Source organism: Actinomadura rugatobispora (assembly GCF_055379765.1).
Window position 1 is genome coordinate 6,218,245 of sequence record NZ_AP029191.1, and the last position, 14,310, is coordinate 6,232,554.

The 14,310-nt window shown below is 70.0% G+C and carries 12 protein-coding genes; 9 read left to right on the plus strand and 3 right to left on the minus strand.

Translation table 11 applies throughout. The annotated features are described in order from the left end of the window. Window positions 1-139 precede the first annotated feature (139 nt). Both ACZ466_RS27945 and ACZ466_RS27950 read right to left on the minus strand, forming a co-directional pair. On the minus strand, window positions 140-919 hold the full coding sequence (locus tag ACZ466_RS27945) for a methyltransferase domain-containing protein (RefSeq protein ID WP_378282693.1): 780 nt from the start codon (window positions 917-919) through the stop codon (window positions 140-142). Window positions 920-1,219: 300 nt separating this feature from the next. Beyond that, on the minus strand, window positions 1,220-1,612 hold the full coding sequence (locus ACZ466_RS27950; RefSeq protein WP_378282692.1) for an ATP-binding protein: 393 nt from the start codon (window positions 1,610-1,612) through the stop codon (window positions 1,220-1,222). A gap of 196 nt (window positions 1,613-1,808) precedes the next feature. Here ACZ466_RS27950 and ACZ466_RS27955 point away from each other — a divergent pair, with 196 nt between their 5' ends. The 5 genes from ACZ466_RS27955 to ACZ466_RS27975 all read left to right on the plus strand — a co-directional run bounded on the left by ACZ466_RS27955 (window position 1,809) and on the right by ACZ466_RS27975 (window position 5,548). Further along, the gene (locus ACZ466_RS27955) at window positions 1,809-2,603 is read left to right on the plus strand and encodes a helix-turn-helix domain-containing protein (RefSeq protein WP_378282691.1); all 795 of its coding nucleotides are present in this window, start codon (window positions 1,809-1,811) and stop codon (window positions 2,601-2,603) included. After that, window positions 2,594-2,782: a DUF397 domain-containing protein gene (locus tag ACZ466_RS27960; RefSeq protein ID WP_378282690.1), complete on the plus strand. Its 189-nt coding sequence runs from the start codon at window positions 2,594-2,596 to the stop codon at window positions 2,780-2,782. The genes ACZ466_RS27955 and ACZ466_RS27960 overlap by 10 nt, the downstream gene beginning before the upstream one ends. Beyond that, window positions 2,782-2,973 (plus strand): DUF397 domain-containing protein, encoded by a 192-nt coding sequence (locus tag ACZ466_RS27965; protein WP_378282689.1) that lies wholly within the window; start codon window positions 2,782-2,784, stop codon window positions 2,971-2,973. Before ACZ466_RS27960 ends, ACZ466_RS27965 begins: the two co-directional genes overlap by 1 nt. 275 nt (window positions 2,974-3,248) lie before the next feature. Then, window positions 3,249-4,169, plus strand: coding sequence for a hypothetical protein (locus tag ACZ466_RS27970; RefSeq protein WP_464043998.1), 921 nt, complete (start codon window positions 3,249-3,251; stop codon window positions 4,167-4,169). A 125-nt stretch (window positions 4,170-4,294) separates the two neighbouring features. Then, complete coding sequence (locus ACZ466_RS27975) at window positions 4,295-5,548, plus strand: serine hydrolase domain-containing protein (protein ID WP_378282687.1); 1,254 nt, start codon at window positions 4,295-4,297, stop codon at window positions 5,546-5,548. 135 nt (window positions 5,549-5,683) lie between these two features. Here ACZ466_RS27975 and ACZ466_RS27980 read toward each other — a convergent pair whose 3' ends face one another. After that, the gene (locus tag ACZ466_RS27980) at window positions 5,684-6,730 is read right to left on the minus strand and encodes a sensor histidine kinase (protein WP_464041713.1); all 1,047 of its coding nucleotides are present in this window, start codon (window positions 6,728-6,730) and stop codon (window positions 5,684-5,686) included. A 213-nt stretch (window positions 6,731-6,943) separates the two neighbouring features. Between ACZ466_RS27980 and ACZ466_RS27985 the strand changes: the two genes are divergently transcribed. From ACZ466_RS27985 to ACZ466_RS28000, 4 genes are all read left to right on the plus strand, one after another. After that, window positions 6,944-7,171 carry a hypothetical protein gene (locus ACZ466_RS27985; RefSeq protein ID WP_378282685.1) on the plus strand — a complete coding sequence of 76 codons (228 nt, stop codon included), beginning with the start codon at window positions 6,944-6,946 and terminating at the stop codon, window positions 7,169-7,171. A 955-nt stretch (window positions 7,172-8,126) separates the two neighbouring features. Continuing rightward, a complete protein-coding gene (locus tag ACZ466_RS27990; protein ID WP_464041714.1) occupies window positions 8,127-10,289 on the plus strand; it encodes a hypothetical protein in 2,163 nt (720 codons plus the stop codon). A gap of 39 nt (window positions 10,290-10,328) precedes the next feature. Continuing rightward, window positions 10,329-13,175 carry a hypothetical protein gene (locus ACZ466_RS27995; RefSeq protein WP_378282683.1) on the plus strand — a complete coding sequence of 949 codons (2,847 nt, stop codon included), beginning with the start codon at window positions 10,329-10,331 and terminating at the stop codon, window positions 13,173-13,175. A 48-nt stretch (window positions 13,176-13,223) separates the two neighbouring features. Beyond that, a complete protein-coding gene (locus tag ACZ466_RS28000) occupies window positions 13,224-14,309 on the plus strand; it encodes an adenosine deaminase (protein ID WP_378282682.1) in 1,086 nt (361 codons plus the stop codon). Window position 14,310: the final 1 nt, after the last annotated feature.

Genomic DNA, 14,310 nt, shown 5'->3' on the forward strand with positions numbered 1-14,310 from the left:
GGCGACTCGAGGTGGAATGGCCAGGAACGGGCCTCGAGTCGGGTTACATCATGCGGAATCTCCGGGCGGCCACATTGACCGTACGCACGGGGCACTTTGCTGGATTCCGTCCGCTCTCCGCGTGAGGCCGGTCCCGCCTTCAGGAGACGATCGGGTTGTCCGGCGAATCAAGCCAGACCGCCTGCCCCTCACCCGTCACAGTCACGCCGTACCGCACAAGATCAGGCTCACCAGCCTTCTTCCATCGTTCCTCTGCGTCCTGGACGGCTTTGGGGGAGACGTGCTGTGCGCGTAGCGGCATGAACGGCGAGGGCGCGACACACCACCCTTGAGCGGTTCTTCCGTCCGCTTGGACTCTGAGTGCGGCAAGGGGCCACTCAGGATGCGCTGTGGCCGCCAGCGGGACCAGGATCAGCCCACCGGGCCGGGTCTGCTCAACCCACGCGTAGGGGATGGTGTGAGCGGAGGCCGTGGCGATGAGCCTGTCATAGGGCGCCCCAGGCAGATGGCCCTGTTCGCCGTCCCCCGTCACCACCGTCGCGGGGGAATTGACGGATTTGAGCGATATGCGGGCTCTGGACGTGGCCACGGGGTCTATCTCGACGCTGAAGACATTGCCCGGCCCGGCGATCTTGGCGAGCACGGCCGCGTTGTATCCGGTGCCGGTCCCGATTTCCAGAACCCGCATGCCCGGCTCCAGTTCCAGAAAGTCAATGAGCCGCGCCATGATGAACGGGGCGCTGCTGGAACTGGTGGACTGCATCCCCCGTCCCGTGGACGGGTCGCACATTTCCACCGGAAGTGTGGGATCCGGCCCGACCCGAGTCACGATGGGGGCGTCCGCCTCCACCTGTTCCCGCCACCGATCGGGGTCCTCGGACCGGCGTAGCGGCTCCAGCCAGCCCGCCTCGTTGCGCACGAAGATCTCATCAGGGATGAACGGCTCCCTGGGGACGGCTGCTAGAGCATCGCGTGCCTTCACTGCTCTCCCGTCCCGTTGCACATCACGCAGGGCCTCCAGACCTTGTTCCCGTCGTCGGACTCCCACTTTCCCTTCTGGCCGTTGCACGCGCCACACGGAATCTTCTTCTTGTGCTTCCCCATGCTCACAGATCCCTTTCCGTCGGCCCCCTGCTCGGAACCTTACGAACGCGCTCACGCCGTGCGGAACCGCCATGCGGACACAATGACGGACCGTGCGGGGGAGCCGAACTGCTGATCAGAGGGCGCAGCGAGCCCAGATGACCTTGCCCTCCTCGTTCAGCGGGCGGACGCCCCAGTCGTGGACGAGTTCGGTCACGAGCAGCAGCCCGCGCCCACACGTCGCCTCGTGATCCTCGGCGCGAACCACCGGCAGCCCGGCCCCCTGATCCCAGACCTCGATGACGACCAAGCCCTCCTGCCGGAAGACGCGGACGACGATGGCCCCGCCCCCCGCATGCCGATAGGCGTTGGTAACGAGTTCGGTAACCACCAGCCGGCCGACGTAGTCGTCCCCGAGCCCGAGTTCCCGGTACCGCTCCACAAGGAAGCGCCGCGCCAGCCCAGGCGCCCGATCCGTCGGCTCCAGGACGAGAGACGGCGTCTCCGGAGCAAGAGCCGCTACTGACATCGCCAGATCCCTCCCATGGATGGCGTGTGACCCTGGCCGTGGCCCCGGCGCTATACGCCGGATTCGCAGACCGGTCACCCTAAGTGCTCGAACGACCACCATCCAGTCACAGGAGTGCGTATGCTCTCAGGAGACCGCCGAAGGACTACCCGAAAGCTAACGACCACTACCGGGCTCGCTAACAAATGGAGTTGCCATGCCTGCCCTCAGCAAGATCAAGCCCGAGTTCCTGAGCTTCGGTGCGGAGGTCAGGCGCCTGCGCAAGGCCGCTGGCCTCAACCAGGAACAGCTGGCCGGCATGGTCAACGTGACCCGCAGCTACATCACCCAGATCGAGTCCGGGCGGACGCGGTGCCGCCGTGACTTCGCCCTGCGTCTGGATCGGGCGCTCAAGTCCGGCACGACCATCGTCGAAGCGTGGGACGAGCTACTAGAATCGATCAAGTCGGACAAGTACCCCAAGTTCTTCGTCAACTTCCCCAAGGCCGAGCAGTCCGCGATCATGCTCCGCGCTTTTGAGGAAAGAATTGTTTATGGATTGTTTCAGACCGAAGACTATGCGAGTGCTCTACTGAACGACGAGGAGGCGCTCAAGAACAGGATGCGGCGACAGGCAATCATCGACCGGGTGCCCGCGCCCACTATTTGCGTGGTGATGGACGAGACTGTTCTCTATCGAGAAGTCGGTGGAAAAGCGGTGATGAGGCAGCAGCTCGAGCATCTCGTGGAATTGTCGTGTCGAAGCAAGGTTGGCCTACAGATAGCTCCGATCTGTTACATCCGCAACGTCTGGGCCCCCTTCGTCATCGCTACTCAAAGTGACCAGCGTCAAGTGGTATACACTGACAACGCATATGGCGGCGAAACCACAACTGACCTTCAACATGTAGCGCTTGTGAGTGAGACTTTCGCTATGTTGCAAGCTGAAGCGTTGAACATAAAAGACACGCTTACGCTCATTCGGAAGGTGATTGACGAAAGATGGACCTGAGTAATGTCGTGTGGCGCAGGGCGGCCCGCAGCAAAGAAGACGGTTCCAACTGTGTCGAGGTGGCTTCTTCTCCGGGGGGCGTCATGATCCGTGACAGTAAGGACCCCGATGGCCCCTGGCTCGTGGTGGTCCGCGGTGATTTTCGGCGGTTTGCTGAGTGCATCAAGGGAGTGCCTTAATGCATGGACCTGAAACCAATGCTGTGTGGCGGAAAACGTCTCGCAGTAATGAGTCGGGGGATAATTGCGTCGAGCTTGCTGGTTTTCTGAACGTCGTCTCGTTCCGTGACAGCAAGGATCCCGATGGGCCCAAGATGCTGGTGAGTCGTCGAGACTTCCGGCGCTTTGCGGAGGCTCTCAAGAGCATGTGATGGGGCGTTAATCGGTGGCGGGTGGTGTGGGCTCGGCCGTAGCGTCGGAGGCTGGCCGTTGGCCCTCCGGGTGAACGAGTCCGTCATGTACCGCGACCGCGACTCGCGGGCGTGACGGCGAGCTCGTCCTGGGTGCTCGGCGGGACGGTGTCCACGGACGAGTCGTCCAGCGCATCGAAAAAACGCATACGCCCGCGATACAGCCTTCCGGCTTCAATGCGGGCATGGATCAGAGCGCATCATTGTCAGCTCCAGCCCGTCGTACGCGCAGGATCGTGCTCGTCGGTCTGGGGATCCTCGCGGCGGCGATCGCCGCGTTCGGCCTGGGCGGCCCGGTACTGAGGATCTTGTCCATGCCGCTGCGCAGGCCGGGGTGGAACGTCTGGGTCGGGACGTTCAACGGCGTGGTGCTCATCACGGTGCTCGCCCTGCCGTTGGCCGCGCTGGCGGTGTGGGCGCTGGCACGCCGCCGGAGTGCCGCCGGCGTCGCGCAGGCATGGCGGATGTCGCTGGCCGAGGTCGGCATCGTCTACGGGACGGTGCCGTGGGTATGGATGATCCTGCTGCCGGGTGACGAGGCCGGCGCCGTCGTGAGCCTGGTACCGCTGCGGGACCTGCTCACGATGGACACGTTCCAGATCGTCGGCAACCTGCTGGTGTTCGCGGCGCTGGGGTTCCTCGCCCCCCCTGCGGTTCGCGGCGCTGGCGTCGGTACCGCGGATCCTGGCGCTCGCGGCGGGCTGCTCGGTCCTGGTCGAGACCGCCCAGTACGTCCTGCGGCTGGACCGGGTGTCCTCGGTGGACGACGTTCTGATCAACGCCGCCGGTGCCGGGCTGGCCGCCCTGGCATCGCGCCGCTGGTGGCGCGCCACGGCCACAGAGTTGTCGGACCGACCTCGGCCGGCCCCGGTACCTGGCCGCTGAGCCGCCCGCGGTACGCCGGTCAGCAGCCCCGAGGCGCACAGCCGGACGGCCTCGGGATCGGCGTCCCTCGTGAACGTGTCCCCAGCCACCATGTGACGATCACGGTCGCGGTTCGTGATCGTCACGAGTCGGTCGAGCCGGGCCCGTCGGCCGGCCATGACCGGGCGGGACGGTCGATCGAGCGCAGATCCGTGGGTTGCGGGGCTGCGCGGAGGCGGTTCGAGTGCGAGTTCTGCGTTCAGGCGGTGGCCTGGTCCACCGCGGTTCCTTGATGTTCGGGATTCCGTGTATCGCGGGCGTATCGAAAATCGCATACGCCACCGCAACAGTCCCCCGTCTTCAGTGGAGGCATGGGCCACCGCGCATCAACGCTCAGTTCACAGGAAGGACCGTGATCATGGACTCGGATTCCGTACGTGGTGTCGACCGGCGGAGGCTGCTCGGGTGGAGCGGGCTGGCCGCCGCCGGCGTGGTGGCGGCCGGCGCGCAGCTGGCGGACGCCCGGCCCGGCCACGCCGACCCGCCCCCGACCGGCTCCGACATCCCGCCGGACACCCGGCCCGGCGGAGCCTATGACCGGTACGTGGCGAAGTTGGCCGCCGAGGACAAGTTCTCCGGCGTGGTGCTGTTGTCGCACCGGGGCCGGACCGTGCTGTCCCGCAGCTACGGCATGGCCGACAAGGAGAAGGGGATCCGCAACCACCAGGGCGTCGCGTTCAACCTCAGCTCGGCGGGCAAGCCGTTCGGCGCGGTGGCCATCCTGCAGCTGGCGCAGCAGGGCAAGGTGAGGCTGTGGGACACGGTGGGCACCTACCTGACGGGCTTCGCCAAGGAGATCGCCGAGAAGGTGACCATCCACCACCTGCTCTCGGGCACCTCCGGGCTGAACACCCCGGAGGAGGACCTGCAACGCATCTTCCAGAGCCGGGAGGAGGTGCGCGAGTACCGCGAGCAGTGGGCCCGGCGGGCGAAGCCGGTGGCCGCCCCGGGCACTCCCACCAACCACGCCGGCGCCGAGGTCGCCATCCCCGCGCTGATCGTGGAGGCCGTGACCGGCACGACGTACTGGGACTACGTCCAGGAACACGTCTTCGGGCGCTGCGGCATGACCGGCACGGCGTTCTACACCAGGCCGCAGTGGCTCACCGACGAGCACATCGCGCACTCGTACATGCTGCAGGCCGACGGCAGCCGGGTGGACGCCGTCCGCAACCTGGACAAGGGCAGCCCGGACCCGTACCAACTCGGCAAGAACCCAGGCCGCAACTTCATCGATCCCCCCGGGGACGGCGGCTTCGCCACCGCGCCGGATCTGGTCCGGTTCGCGCACGCGCTGGGCGACGGCACGGTGCTGGACCGGCCCTACGCCGAGCTGCTCACCGGGGCCAAGATCCCCCATGCCCCCCAGGCAGGTGGCCGGGACGGCCAGGCAGCACCCGCCGACGCGACGTTCGGGACCTACACGATGCCGGTCAAGCTCGTCAACGGCCAGTGGTTGATCGGGCGCGCCGGCGTCAACCCCGGCAGCGTCGCCAGCTGGAACATCTACCCGTACACCGGTTGGGTCGGCGTCATCCTCGGCAACTACGACGGCGTGCCGTTCCAGGAGATCATCCAGCGGGAGATACAAGCCATCACCGGCCGGCCCTGACGCGCGGCCACCGCGAAGAGAAGGCCCTGCGCGTGCCGGGCACGCGCAGGGCACCCGAATGACAGTGCTTTACCGTGCCCTCAATGCGCCTGTCGCAGATTCGCCGTAGTGGCCGCGCGTCAATTCCCGGATTCGTCACCTGCCGATGTGCGGGGCCGGTGCGGGTAGTTCCACGGTGATATTGATCCCGCCGGCCGAGCGCGGGGTGAGGGTGAGTGTTCCGTCGTGCGCGTGGGTGATGGTTTGGACGATGGCCAGGCCGAGGCCGACGCCCGCGTGGTCGGTGTGGATGCGCTCGGTGCCGCGCTGGAATGGTTCGGTGAATGTCGAGACCAGCTGCGGGGTGAGCTTCTCGCCGGTGTTCTCGACAGTGAGCACCACGGTCTCGGGGCGGACGCCGGTATTCACCCGCACGGTGCCCTGTTCGGGCAGGTTGTGGACGATCGCGTTGTGCACGAGGTTCGTGGTCAGCTGCAGCAGGAGCGCGTGCGAGCCGAAGGTGGGGGTGATGTCGCCGGAGGTTTCGATGGTGACGCCACGCTTCTCGGCGAGGGGGAGGAGTGTTTCGGTGGCTTCTTCCGCGAGGAGGGACAGGTCGAGGTGTTCTCGGGTGAAGGACCGCTGGTCGGCGCGGCTGAGCAGGAGCAGTGCTTCGGTGAGGTCGATCGCTCGGGTGTTGACGGCGTGGAGGCGGTCGATGACTTCGCCGGCGTCGTGTGCCGGATCGGTGCGGGCCACGTCGAGAAGTGCCTTCGAGACCGCCAGCGGGGTGCGTAACTCGTGAGAGGCGTTGGCCGCGAATCTCCGCTGTTCGGCGACGTGCGCTTCGAGTCGTGCGAGCATCGTGTCGAAGGCGTCGGCGAGTTCGCGGAACTCGTCATCGCTGCCCTGCAGCCGGATCCGGTGGGAGAGCGATCCGGTCGCGGCCATGCGTGTGGCCTCGGTGATCCGGGTCAGCGGGGCGAGCATCCGGCCGGCGAGGAGCCACCCTCCCACGAGGCCGAACACCAGCAGGAACGCCAGTAGTGCGGCTGCCTTCGGACCGAAGACGCGCAGGAGGTTGGACCGGACGGGAAAAACACCATTGTTGGTGGCGCCGGTGGGGACGATGAGCAGACGCTCGGGGACGTAACGCAGGAGGAACAACCACACCGCCGCGAGCAGCAGGGCGCCGGCGATCATGAGGAACCCGGCATAGCTGAGGGTGAGCTTGAGGCGAACGCTCAACCCGGGCGTTCTCTCCACGGTCTCCCCCTCTGGTCGCGTGTCGATACGGTAGCCGTAGTCCGTTGCGGATGGCTTCCGCCAGATAGGGCTCGTCCTCGACGATCAACACGCGCACGCCCTCGATGCTACGAGTCGGCCCATATCGTCGGCATATCGGAAACCGCATACGTGCCGGCGACACCACGCTGCCTAGGCCTGGAGGCGGACAAGTATGCCGGCGTCGCCAACCTCAATCCCGATCTGCTCCAGGCGCTGCTCAAAGCGGCGACGGATGCCACTGACGACGGTGTTGAGTTCTACGGACTGTGCCAGATCTACAGGAACGAACCCTGGCACTACGAACTGCGCACCGATGCGATCGATCGTGGCCGGCCGCGACCCGGGATGTGGGGGTGAGGGGTGCTGATCGCTCGCGGGGGTGTTATTCGGTGGCGGTGGTGTGGGCTCGGCCGTAGCGTCGGGGCTGTCCGCTGATCGTCGGGTGAAGGAGTCCGTCATGTACCGCGACCGCGACGCCGAGGCGTCCTTTTGAGCCGATCAGCAAGCGCCGCAGGGGGTTCCCTCTAGCGAGACCCAGGTCAAGCGAGGCGACCGGACGGTCGGCGCTGGTAAGGAGCTGATCGAGAAGCTCGGGGGCAAGGACCCGTGCCCCTGCGGTTCCGGGCGGCGCTTTCAAACGCTGCTGCCGCCCCAAGGGCCGCTTCGACGGCACGATGGGCGACTACTACGTCCGGGACCGATGAACATGAGCAAGAAGCGTGAGATCCGGGACGCCCTGAGGCGCGAGGCGCGCGGGGTGCCCGCGAGTGAGGTCGCGCCGTACTACGAGAGGCTGTGCCGCTCCCTCGCCGCCGAGGGGAGGCGGGATGAGGCGCTCCTGGCGTTCACGATGGCGCGCGAGGCCGAACCGGACCCGGACATGGATCGGCTGCACGGGGTGTTCCTGGAGTTCACGCCTGTGGGGCTGGTCGCGCCTGGGACGCTGCGCGACCACGTCCGGTTGATGGCGGGTCGGCTGCGGCCTGAGGAGGCGCACGGGCGGTACCAGGAGATCCTGGACGCCTCGTTCGCGGCGGGCCGGATCCCCGACGAGCAGCTCCTCGCGTACGCGGTCCGGCTGGGCAAGGCGGCGGGGGCCGCCAAGCACGACGTGCAGGACGCCCTCGTCGCCAAGCTGCTGCGGGCCGGGCTGATGCCGGACGCCTCCCACGGGCTCTGGCACACGGCCCACGATCCGCTGGTTCGGGCTACTTGTGCCGATCCGGAGCTGCTGGACCTGCTCATCGGCGCGGAGCCCACGGGGGAGCGGCGGCCCGCTCTGGTCGGCGAGACCCGCCGTAGCTGGTTGTCGGTGCTGGCGAGCGCCAGGGCGGGCGTGCGCGTCCCGGCCACGTGGTTCTTCACGGTGGCGCGTGCGTGCGATCCGGGGATTCTGCAGACCCTCGCGGGGCAGGCCGTCGGCCTGTTCGCGGAGGTGGGGCATGGCGTCGGGGACGATCCCGCCCTGCCCTATCCGGCACGGCCCTTCCTGGTCGGGGGGAGGCCGCCGGTCTCTGACTGGTACAGGCGCGACGATGCGGTGCGGGCGGTCGCGGCGGAGCTTGAGGCCGCCGGTCCGGGGGTGCGCGAAGCCTTCAAGCCGGTGGTGGAGGAGCTCGCCGGGGGGATGCGGGCCGACGCAGGCGCGACGTTCCGGCGGTTCTACGGGGAGCCCGCGGTCTGGGACGTCCTGCGAGAGCTCGTCGGCGAGTGGCGGGCTGAGGCGGCGTCCGGGTCGGTTCCCGAGATGGCGCACGCGCTGCACCGGCTGGCCGCGCTGGCCGAGGGCGGGTTCGGCGAGGGCGTGGAGATCGCCGATCCGGTGGAGGCATTGCTGCGGACGCTGCGCGGCGGCATCCGGGCCGAGCTCGCGCACCCGATGGAGCCGACGCGGTCCCAGTCCAAGTACCCGTACCTGTGGCACAGGCGGACGGTGCTCCAGCACGGCGACTGGTTGACGGTCGACGTTCCGGGCGCCGGGGCCACGGTGTACGGGCCGGACGGCTCACGGGAGGAGAAGTCCTTCCCGTCGGGGATGCCCTGGTACGACGGCGGCTCGTCCTATGTCTCGCGGTATGAGCGGGGGCGCTGGCAGACGTACCGCGTGGTCGGGCGCGGTGGAGAGGTCCTGCTCAGCCTGGACCCGGAGACCTGTTCGCTCGTGCCGCGCAGCCCGTCGTGTTCGGAGGTCGTCTTCCCCGGGGCCGGGGCGCCGAGCCGCGTCGAGTACGCGCGCGGCGTGCTGCGCGTCACCGCCCCCGACGGGACGGTCACCGAGCGCCTCGCGTTCGAGCCGACGCAGTCGCTGTTCGGCGGGGGAGCGCTTCCTGTGCTCCCGCCCGCCTGGTGGCCGCTGATGGGCCCGGCTGATCCCGGCGGTTCCGCCGTGCTGCGCTCCCTGGACCGGGCGGGCGCGGCTCGGCTGCTGGACGCGGCGCTGGTCAACGACGCGCCCGCCCTGGCGGGGGTGTCCGATCCCCTTCTGCGGGACGGGATCGCCCACGTGGCGGACCAGGCGGCCTGGTGCGTGCGGAACGCGGTCCGGTTGCGGGACGCGCTCGGCGTCGCACAGCCGGATGAGATTCCTCGTCTCGTCCGCACCCGTCCCGGCCTGCCCGCAGGGCCGCAGGTCCGGGACGTCGCCGCGATCCGGAGGCTGGCGGGCGTGCTGGAGGAGGCCGCGGCGTCGGGCGAGCCGGGCACGCGGCGGCTCGATCGTGTCGAAGCCCTCTTCCCCGTTCCGCCCAACGACGTGGTGTGGGTCGCGTTCTGGGCACTCGGCTACCGGGCGCTGCAGGCGCTGCACGCCTGGGAACCCGACGGGCGGCCCGGACGGCTGCCGTCGAACGTCCTCGCCTGGGCGAACACGCCGTGGGGCGACGGAAGTGGGCGATGGCGGCTGCTGTCGTTGACGAAAGTGGCCGGTGACGCGCGCGGCTCCAACGGCGAGGTCTGGCGCACCCCGGACGGGGCACTGGTCGCCCTGAACCGCTATCCCCGCGGCGACGACAGGCGGCTCTACGGTGTGGAGTTCTCCCCGGACGCCGCGTTCGGCCCGCCCCCCGACATCCCGGGCCTGCGCAACGAGACCGAGGGCTTCGTCCAGGGGTGGGGCGGCGCCGACCGGATCGCCGAGGCGAACCGGCTCCTGGCCGAGCGCGGCCCGGCGCCCATGGAGCCGTCCTGGGCGCGGGAACTCGCTGAGCGGACCGGCATGCCCAGGGCCTGGGCCGCCCGTGTCTGCTACGACTTCGTCGACCTGGCCAAGGTGCCCGAGCGGTTCCGGTACCTGTTCGCGGGTGAATGGCCCGGCCGGGGCAACCGCGTCCCGCAGTGGAAGCTGCTCGCCGTCCGCGATCGGCTCGTGCCCGACGATCCGTCCGAGATCTGGGAGGGGCGCCTCGACCTCGACCGCGCCGCGGCCCTCTATCTGGAGCTGATCGCGGGAACTGACGGCCCGTCCGCGGGGTCTTAGTCGCCGGACAAGATCGCCCATCCCTTGGAGCAGGACCCCGTGACGACCCCCTCCCCGCACCAGCCCGCACTCGCGGCGCTGGCCGCGAACGCCGACCCGCGCAAGGCCAAGTCGGGCGTGACCAAGCTGGCCAGGCCGCTGCCCGCCGCCGATGTGCCGCCGCTCTTCGAGCAGGCGTGCCGGGAGTTCGGCGCGGCGGGCGAGGGCGAGCTGGCGACGTGGGCGTTCGGTGAGGCCCGCAAGGTCGAGAAGAAGCATCCGGCCCTGCGGGACATGGACGTGCTGCATGCCGCGTTCCTGGAGTTCACCCCCAGGGGCGCCGTCGCGCCGGGGGCGCTGCGCGACCACGTCAAGCTGATGGGCGCGGAACTGGCGGCGGACGAGGCCCACGACCGGTTCTGGGAGATCCTGGAGGCCGCCTTCGCCGTGGGGCTCGTCCCGTACGCGCGCGTGTTCCCCGACCTGCTGGGCCTGGCCAAGGCCGCGGGCGTCAAGAAGGGGGACGCGGAGGCGAGGCTGGCCGAGCGCCTCCTGCGCACCGGCGTGCTCCCGGCCGCCTCGCACGCGATCTGGCGGGCCGCCCGCCGGCCGCTCGGGCGGATCGCCGCCGCCGACCGCGCCCTCCTGGACCTCCTGCTGGCCGCCGAACCGGACGAGGACGCCGACCTCGCCGCCGAGATCCGCCAGTACTGGCTGGAGGCCCTGGCCGAGGCGGACGCGGGCGCGCACGTGCCGCCGGAGTGGTTCTTCACCTCCGCCCGCCGCTGCTCGCCCGAGGTGCTGCTGCGCCTCGTCGACCAGGCCCCCGACCGGCTCGCCGGGACCCCGCCGCACAGGCCGGCCGAGGCCGACCTGGGCGATCCGGGGGTTCCGCCGCCGGGGGGTTCGGTCTACATCCGGCGGAGCAAGACCACGTCGTTCGCGAATCGCGTGGACGCGCCGAGCTGGCGTGCCGGGAAGACCGACTTCGAGGCCCTGGCGGCGGAACTCCAGACCGGGCCCGGGGAACGGCACGCGTTCGAGGTGCAGGTCGACCTGTTCGTCCAGGACCTGGGCCATTACGGCAACGTCGACTACAGGGAGGCCCTGCGCGCCTTCTGCTCGGTGCCCGCGCTGCGGGATCTGCTCCGCGACCTGGTCGAGGGCTGGAAGGCGCGGGCGGCCTCCGGTTCGCTGCCCGAACTCGATCACGCCCTGACCCGCCTGGTCCCGCTGGCCGAGGCCGGTTACGCCGACTTCGGTACCGGGCTCCGGCTGCCCGACCCTCGGGACGCGCTGTCGGCGACGCTGCGCGGCGGCCTGCCGGCCGAACTCGCCCATCCCCCCATGCCCCACGGCTCCGCGGTGCGGGTCCTCCAGCACGGTGAACTCCTCACCTGGACCGCCCGCAACGGCGACGTCCACATTGTCGGTCCCGGCGGCCGCGCCGAGCGGCGGCGGGGGCCGGACCTGAATTACGGCGTCATGACCTGGTACGACGGGGAGAACGCCTACTCCTCCCGCTACGTTGACCACGTCTTGCAGACCTTCCGGCTGGAGGACGACCCCGCCGCCGGGCCCGTCCTGACCCTGGACGAAGCCACCCGGTACAGCCGCCCCCAAAGCCCGGCCTCCGCGGAGGTCACCTTCCCCGGAGCCCCCGGGCCGGCCCGCGTCGCCTACGCGCGTGGCGGAATCACGGTGACCGCCCACGACGGGACGGTCACCGCGCTGCTGCCGTACTCCGCCGAGAAGCTGCGCGGCACCGGCCCCGAGGCCGTCCCGCCGCCCGGCTGGTGGGCGCACCTGGAACCCGCCGACCCGGACGGCTCGGCGGTGCTGCGCGGGCTCGGGCGCGAGCAGGCCGAGCGGCTGCTGGACGCCGCGTTCACCGGGCCGCTGGCCGCCGCCGAGGCCGTCGACCCGCGCGTCACCTCGGTCCGGCTGCGGGAGGAGATCGCCGAGGCCGCCCTCACCGCCGTCCAGTGCCTGTACCGGCTGGTCCGGCTGCGCGACATCCTCGGCCTGGAGCCGCAGCCCGCGCTCCCGGAGGTGCTGCGGACCCGTCCCGACCTTCCCGTCGTCCGGTCCCTGCCGCTCGTTCCCCGGTTCCGGCGGCTGGCCGAGCTCATGGAGGACGCCGCCGCGCGGCCCCGCGGCGAGCACGGCCATCCCATCGCCGTCGCCGGAGACCTGGCGTTCGTCCCGCCGCTCGACTTCGGCCTGCTCGGAAAGACCGCGCTGGCCGCCGCCCGGCCCTGGCAGACCGGCCGCCGCGCCGCGAACCTGGAGACCCTGCACGCCTGGGCGAGCACGCCGCTCGGCGACGGCGGCGGCCGCTGGCGCCGCCTCGCCCTGGCCTGGACGGGCGCGCACCCGCACACCCGCGACCTGGAGCTGTGGCGCACCCCCAACGGCGCCCTGATCTTCGGCCACCACTACTACCGCCCGGACTGGTCGGACGCCCTCGAATACTCGCCCGACGGCGCGTTCGGACCCGTCGACATGCCCGGCTGGGAGATCAAGGGGCGTGCCAAGCCGCAGGGCTGGGGCGGCGCGGACCGGGTCGCCGAGTTCGAGCGGCTGCTGGACGAGCGCGGCCCCGTCCCGCAGAACCCCGACTGGGCCCGCGAGCTGGCCGAGGCCGCGGGGATCGCGCTGATCGACGCCGCCACGATCTGCTTCGGCCAGTGGTCCCGGCAGGAGCCCGCCGAGATCCCCGAGGAGATCCGCGACCTGTTCACCGACCCCGCCGACCCCGGCAAGCTCCTGCCGTGGACGCTGCCGTACCCGAAGATGGACGCGGTGGCGGCGCCCCTGATGCCCGACGACCCGGCCGCGCTCTGGGACCGCGGCCCCGACATCGCCCGCGCCGCGGTCGCCTGCCAGGAGTTCCAGGTTTTCTAGGCGACTATTGCCAACACGCTGGGAGTGGCCGCCGGGTAGATTCCGAAGATGAACGATCGTCCGTCGCTCGAAGACATCCGGCGCGCGCCCAAGGTCCTGCTGCACGACCACCTGGACGGCGGGCTGCGCACGGAGACCATCGTGGACCTCGCGCGGGACGGCGGCTACGGAGATCTGCCGACCACCGACCCCGGGAACCTCCGCACCTGGTTCACCGAGGCGTCCAACTCCGGGTCGCTGGAGCGCTACCTGGAGACCTTCTCGCACACCGTCGGCGTCATGCAGTCGGAAGAGGCGCTGACCCGCGTGGCCTACGAGTGCGCCGAGGACCTGGCCCGCGACGGCGTGGTGTACGCGGAGGTCCGCTACGCGCCCGAACTGCACACCGCCACCGGGCTGTCCCTGGAGCGGGTCGTCGAGGCCGTCCTGGAGGGGTTCGCGCGGGGCGGCCGCGACCACGGCATCAGGGTCGGCACCCTCGTCACCGCCATGCGGCACCAGGCGCGCAGCATGGAGATCGCCGAGCTGGCCGTCCGCTACCGGGACGCCGGGGTGGTCGGGTTCGACATCGCGGGCGCCGAGGCCGGTTACCCGCCCACCCGCCACCTCGACGCCTTCGAGTACCTCCAGCGCGAGAACGCCCACTTCACCATCCACGCGGGCGAGGGCTTCGGGCTCCCGTCCATCTGGCAGGCCATCCAGTGGTGCGGCGCCGACCGGCTCGGCCACGGCGTCCGCATCATCGACGACATCACCGAGGACGAGGACGGGACGCCGAAGCTGGGCCGCCTGGCCGCCTACGTGCGCGACAAGCGGATCCCGCTGGAGATGTGCCCGACGTCCAACATCCAGACCGGCGCCGCCAAGTCGATCGAGGAGCACCCGATCGGGCTGCTGCGGCGGCTGAGCTTCCGCGTGACGGTCAACACCGACAACCGGCTGATGAGCGGGACCACGCCGTCCGAGGAGTTCGCCAAGCTGGTCGACGCGTTCGGCTACGGCTGGGACGACCTGCAGTGGTTCACCGTGAACGCGATGAAGTCGGCCTTCATCGACTTCACCGAGCGGCTGGAGCTGATCAACGGCGTGATCAAGCCCGGGTTCGCCGAGCTGCGGGCGGACCGCCTGGCATGAT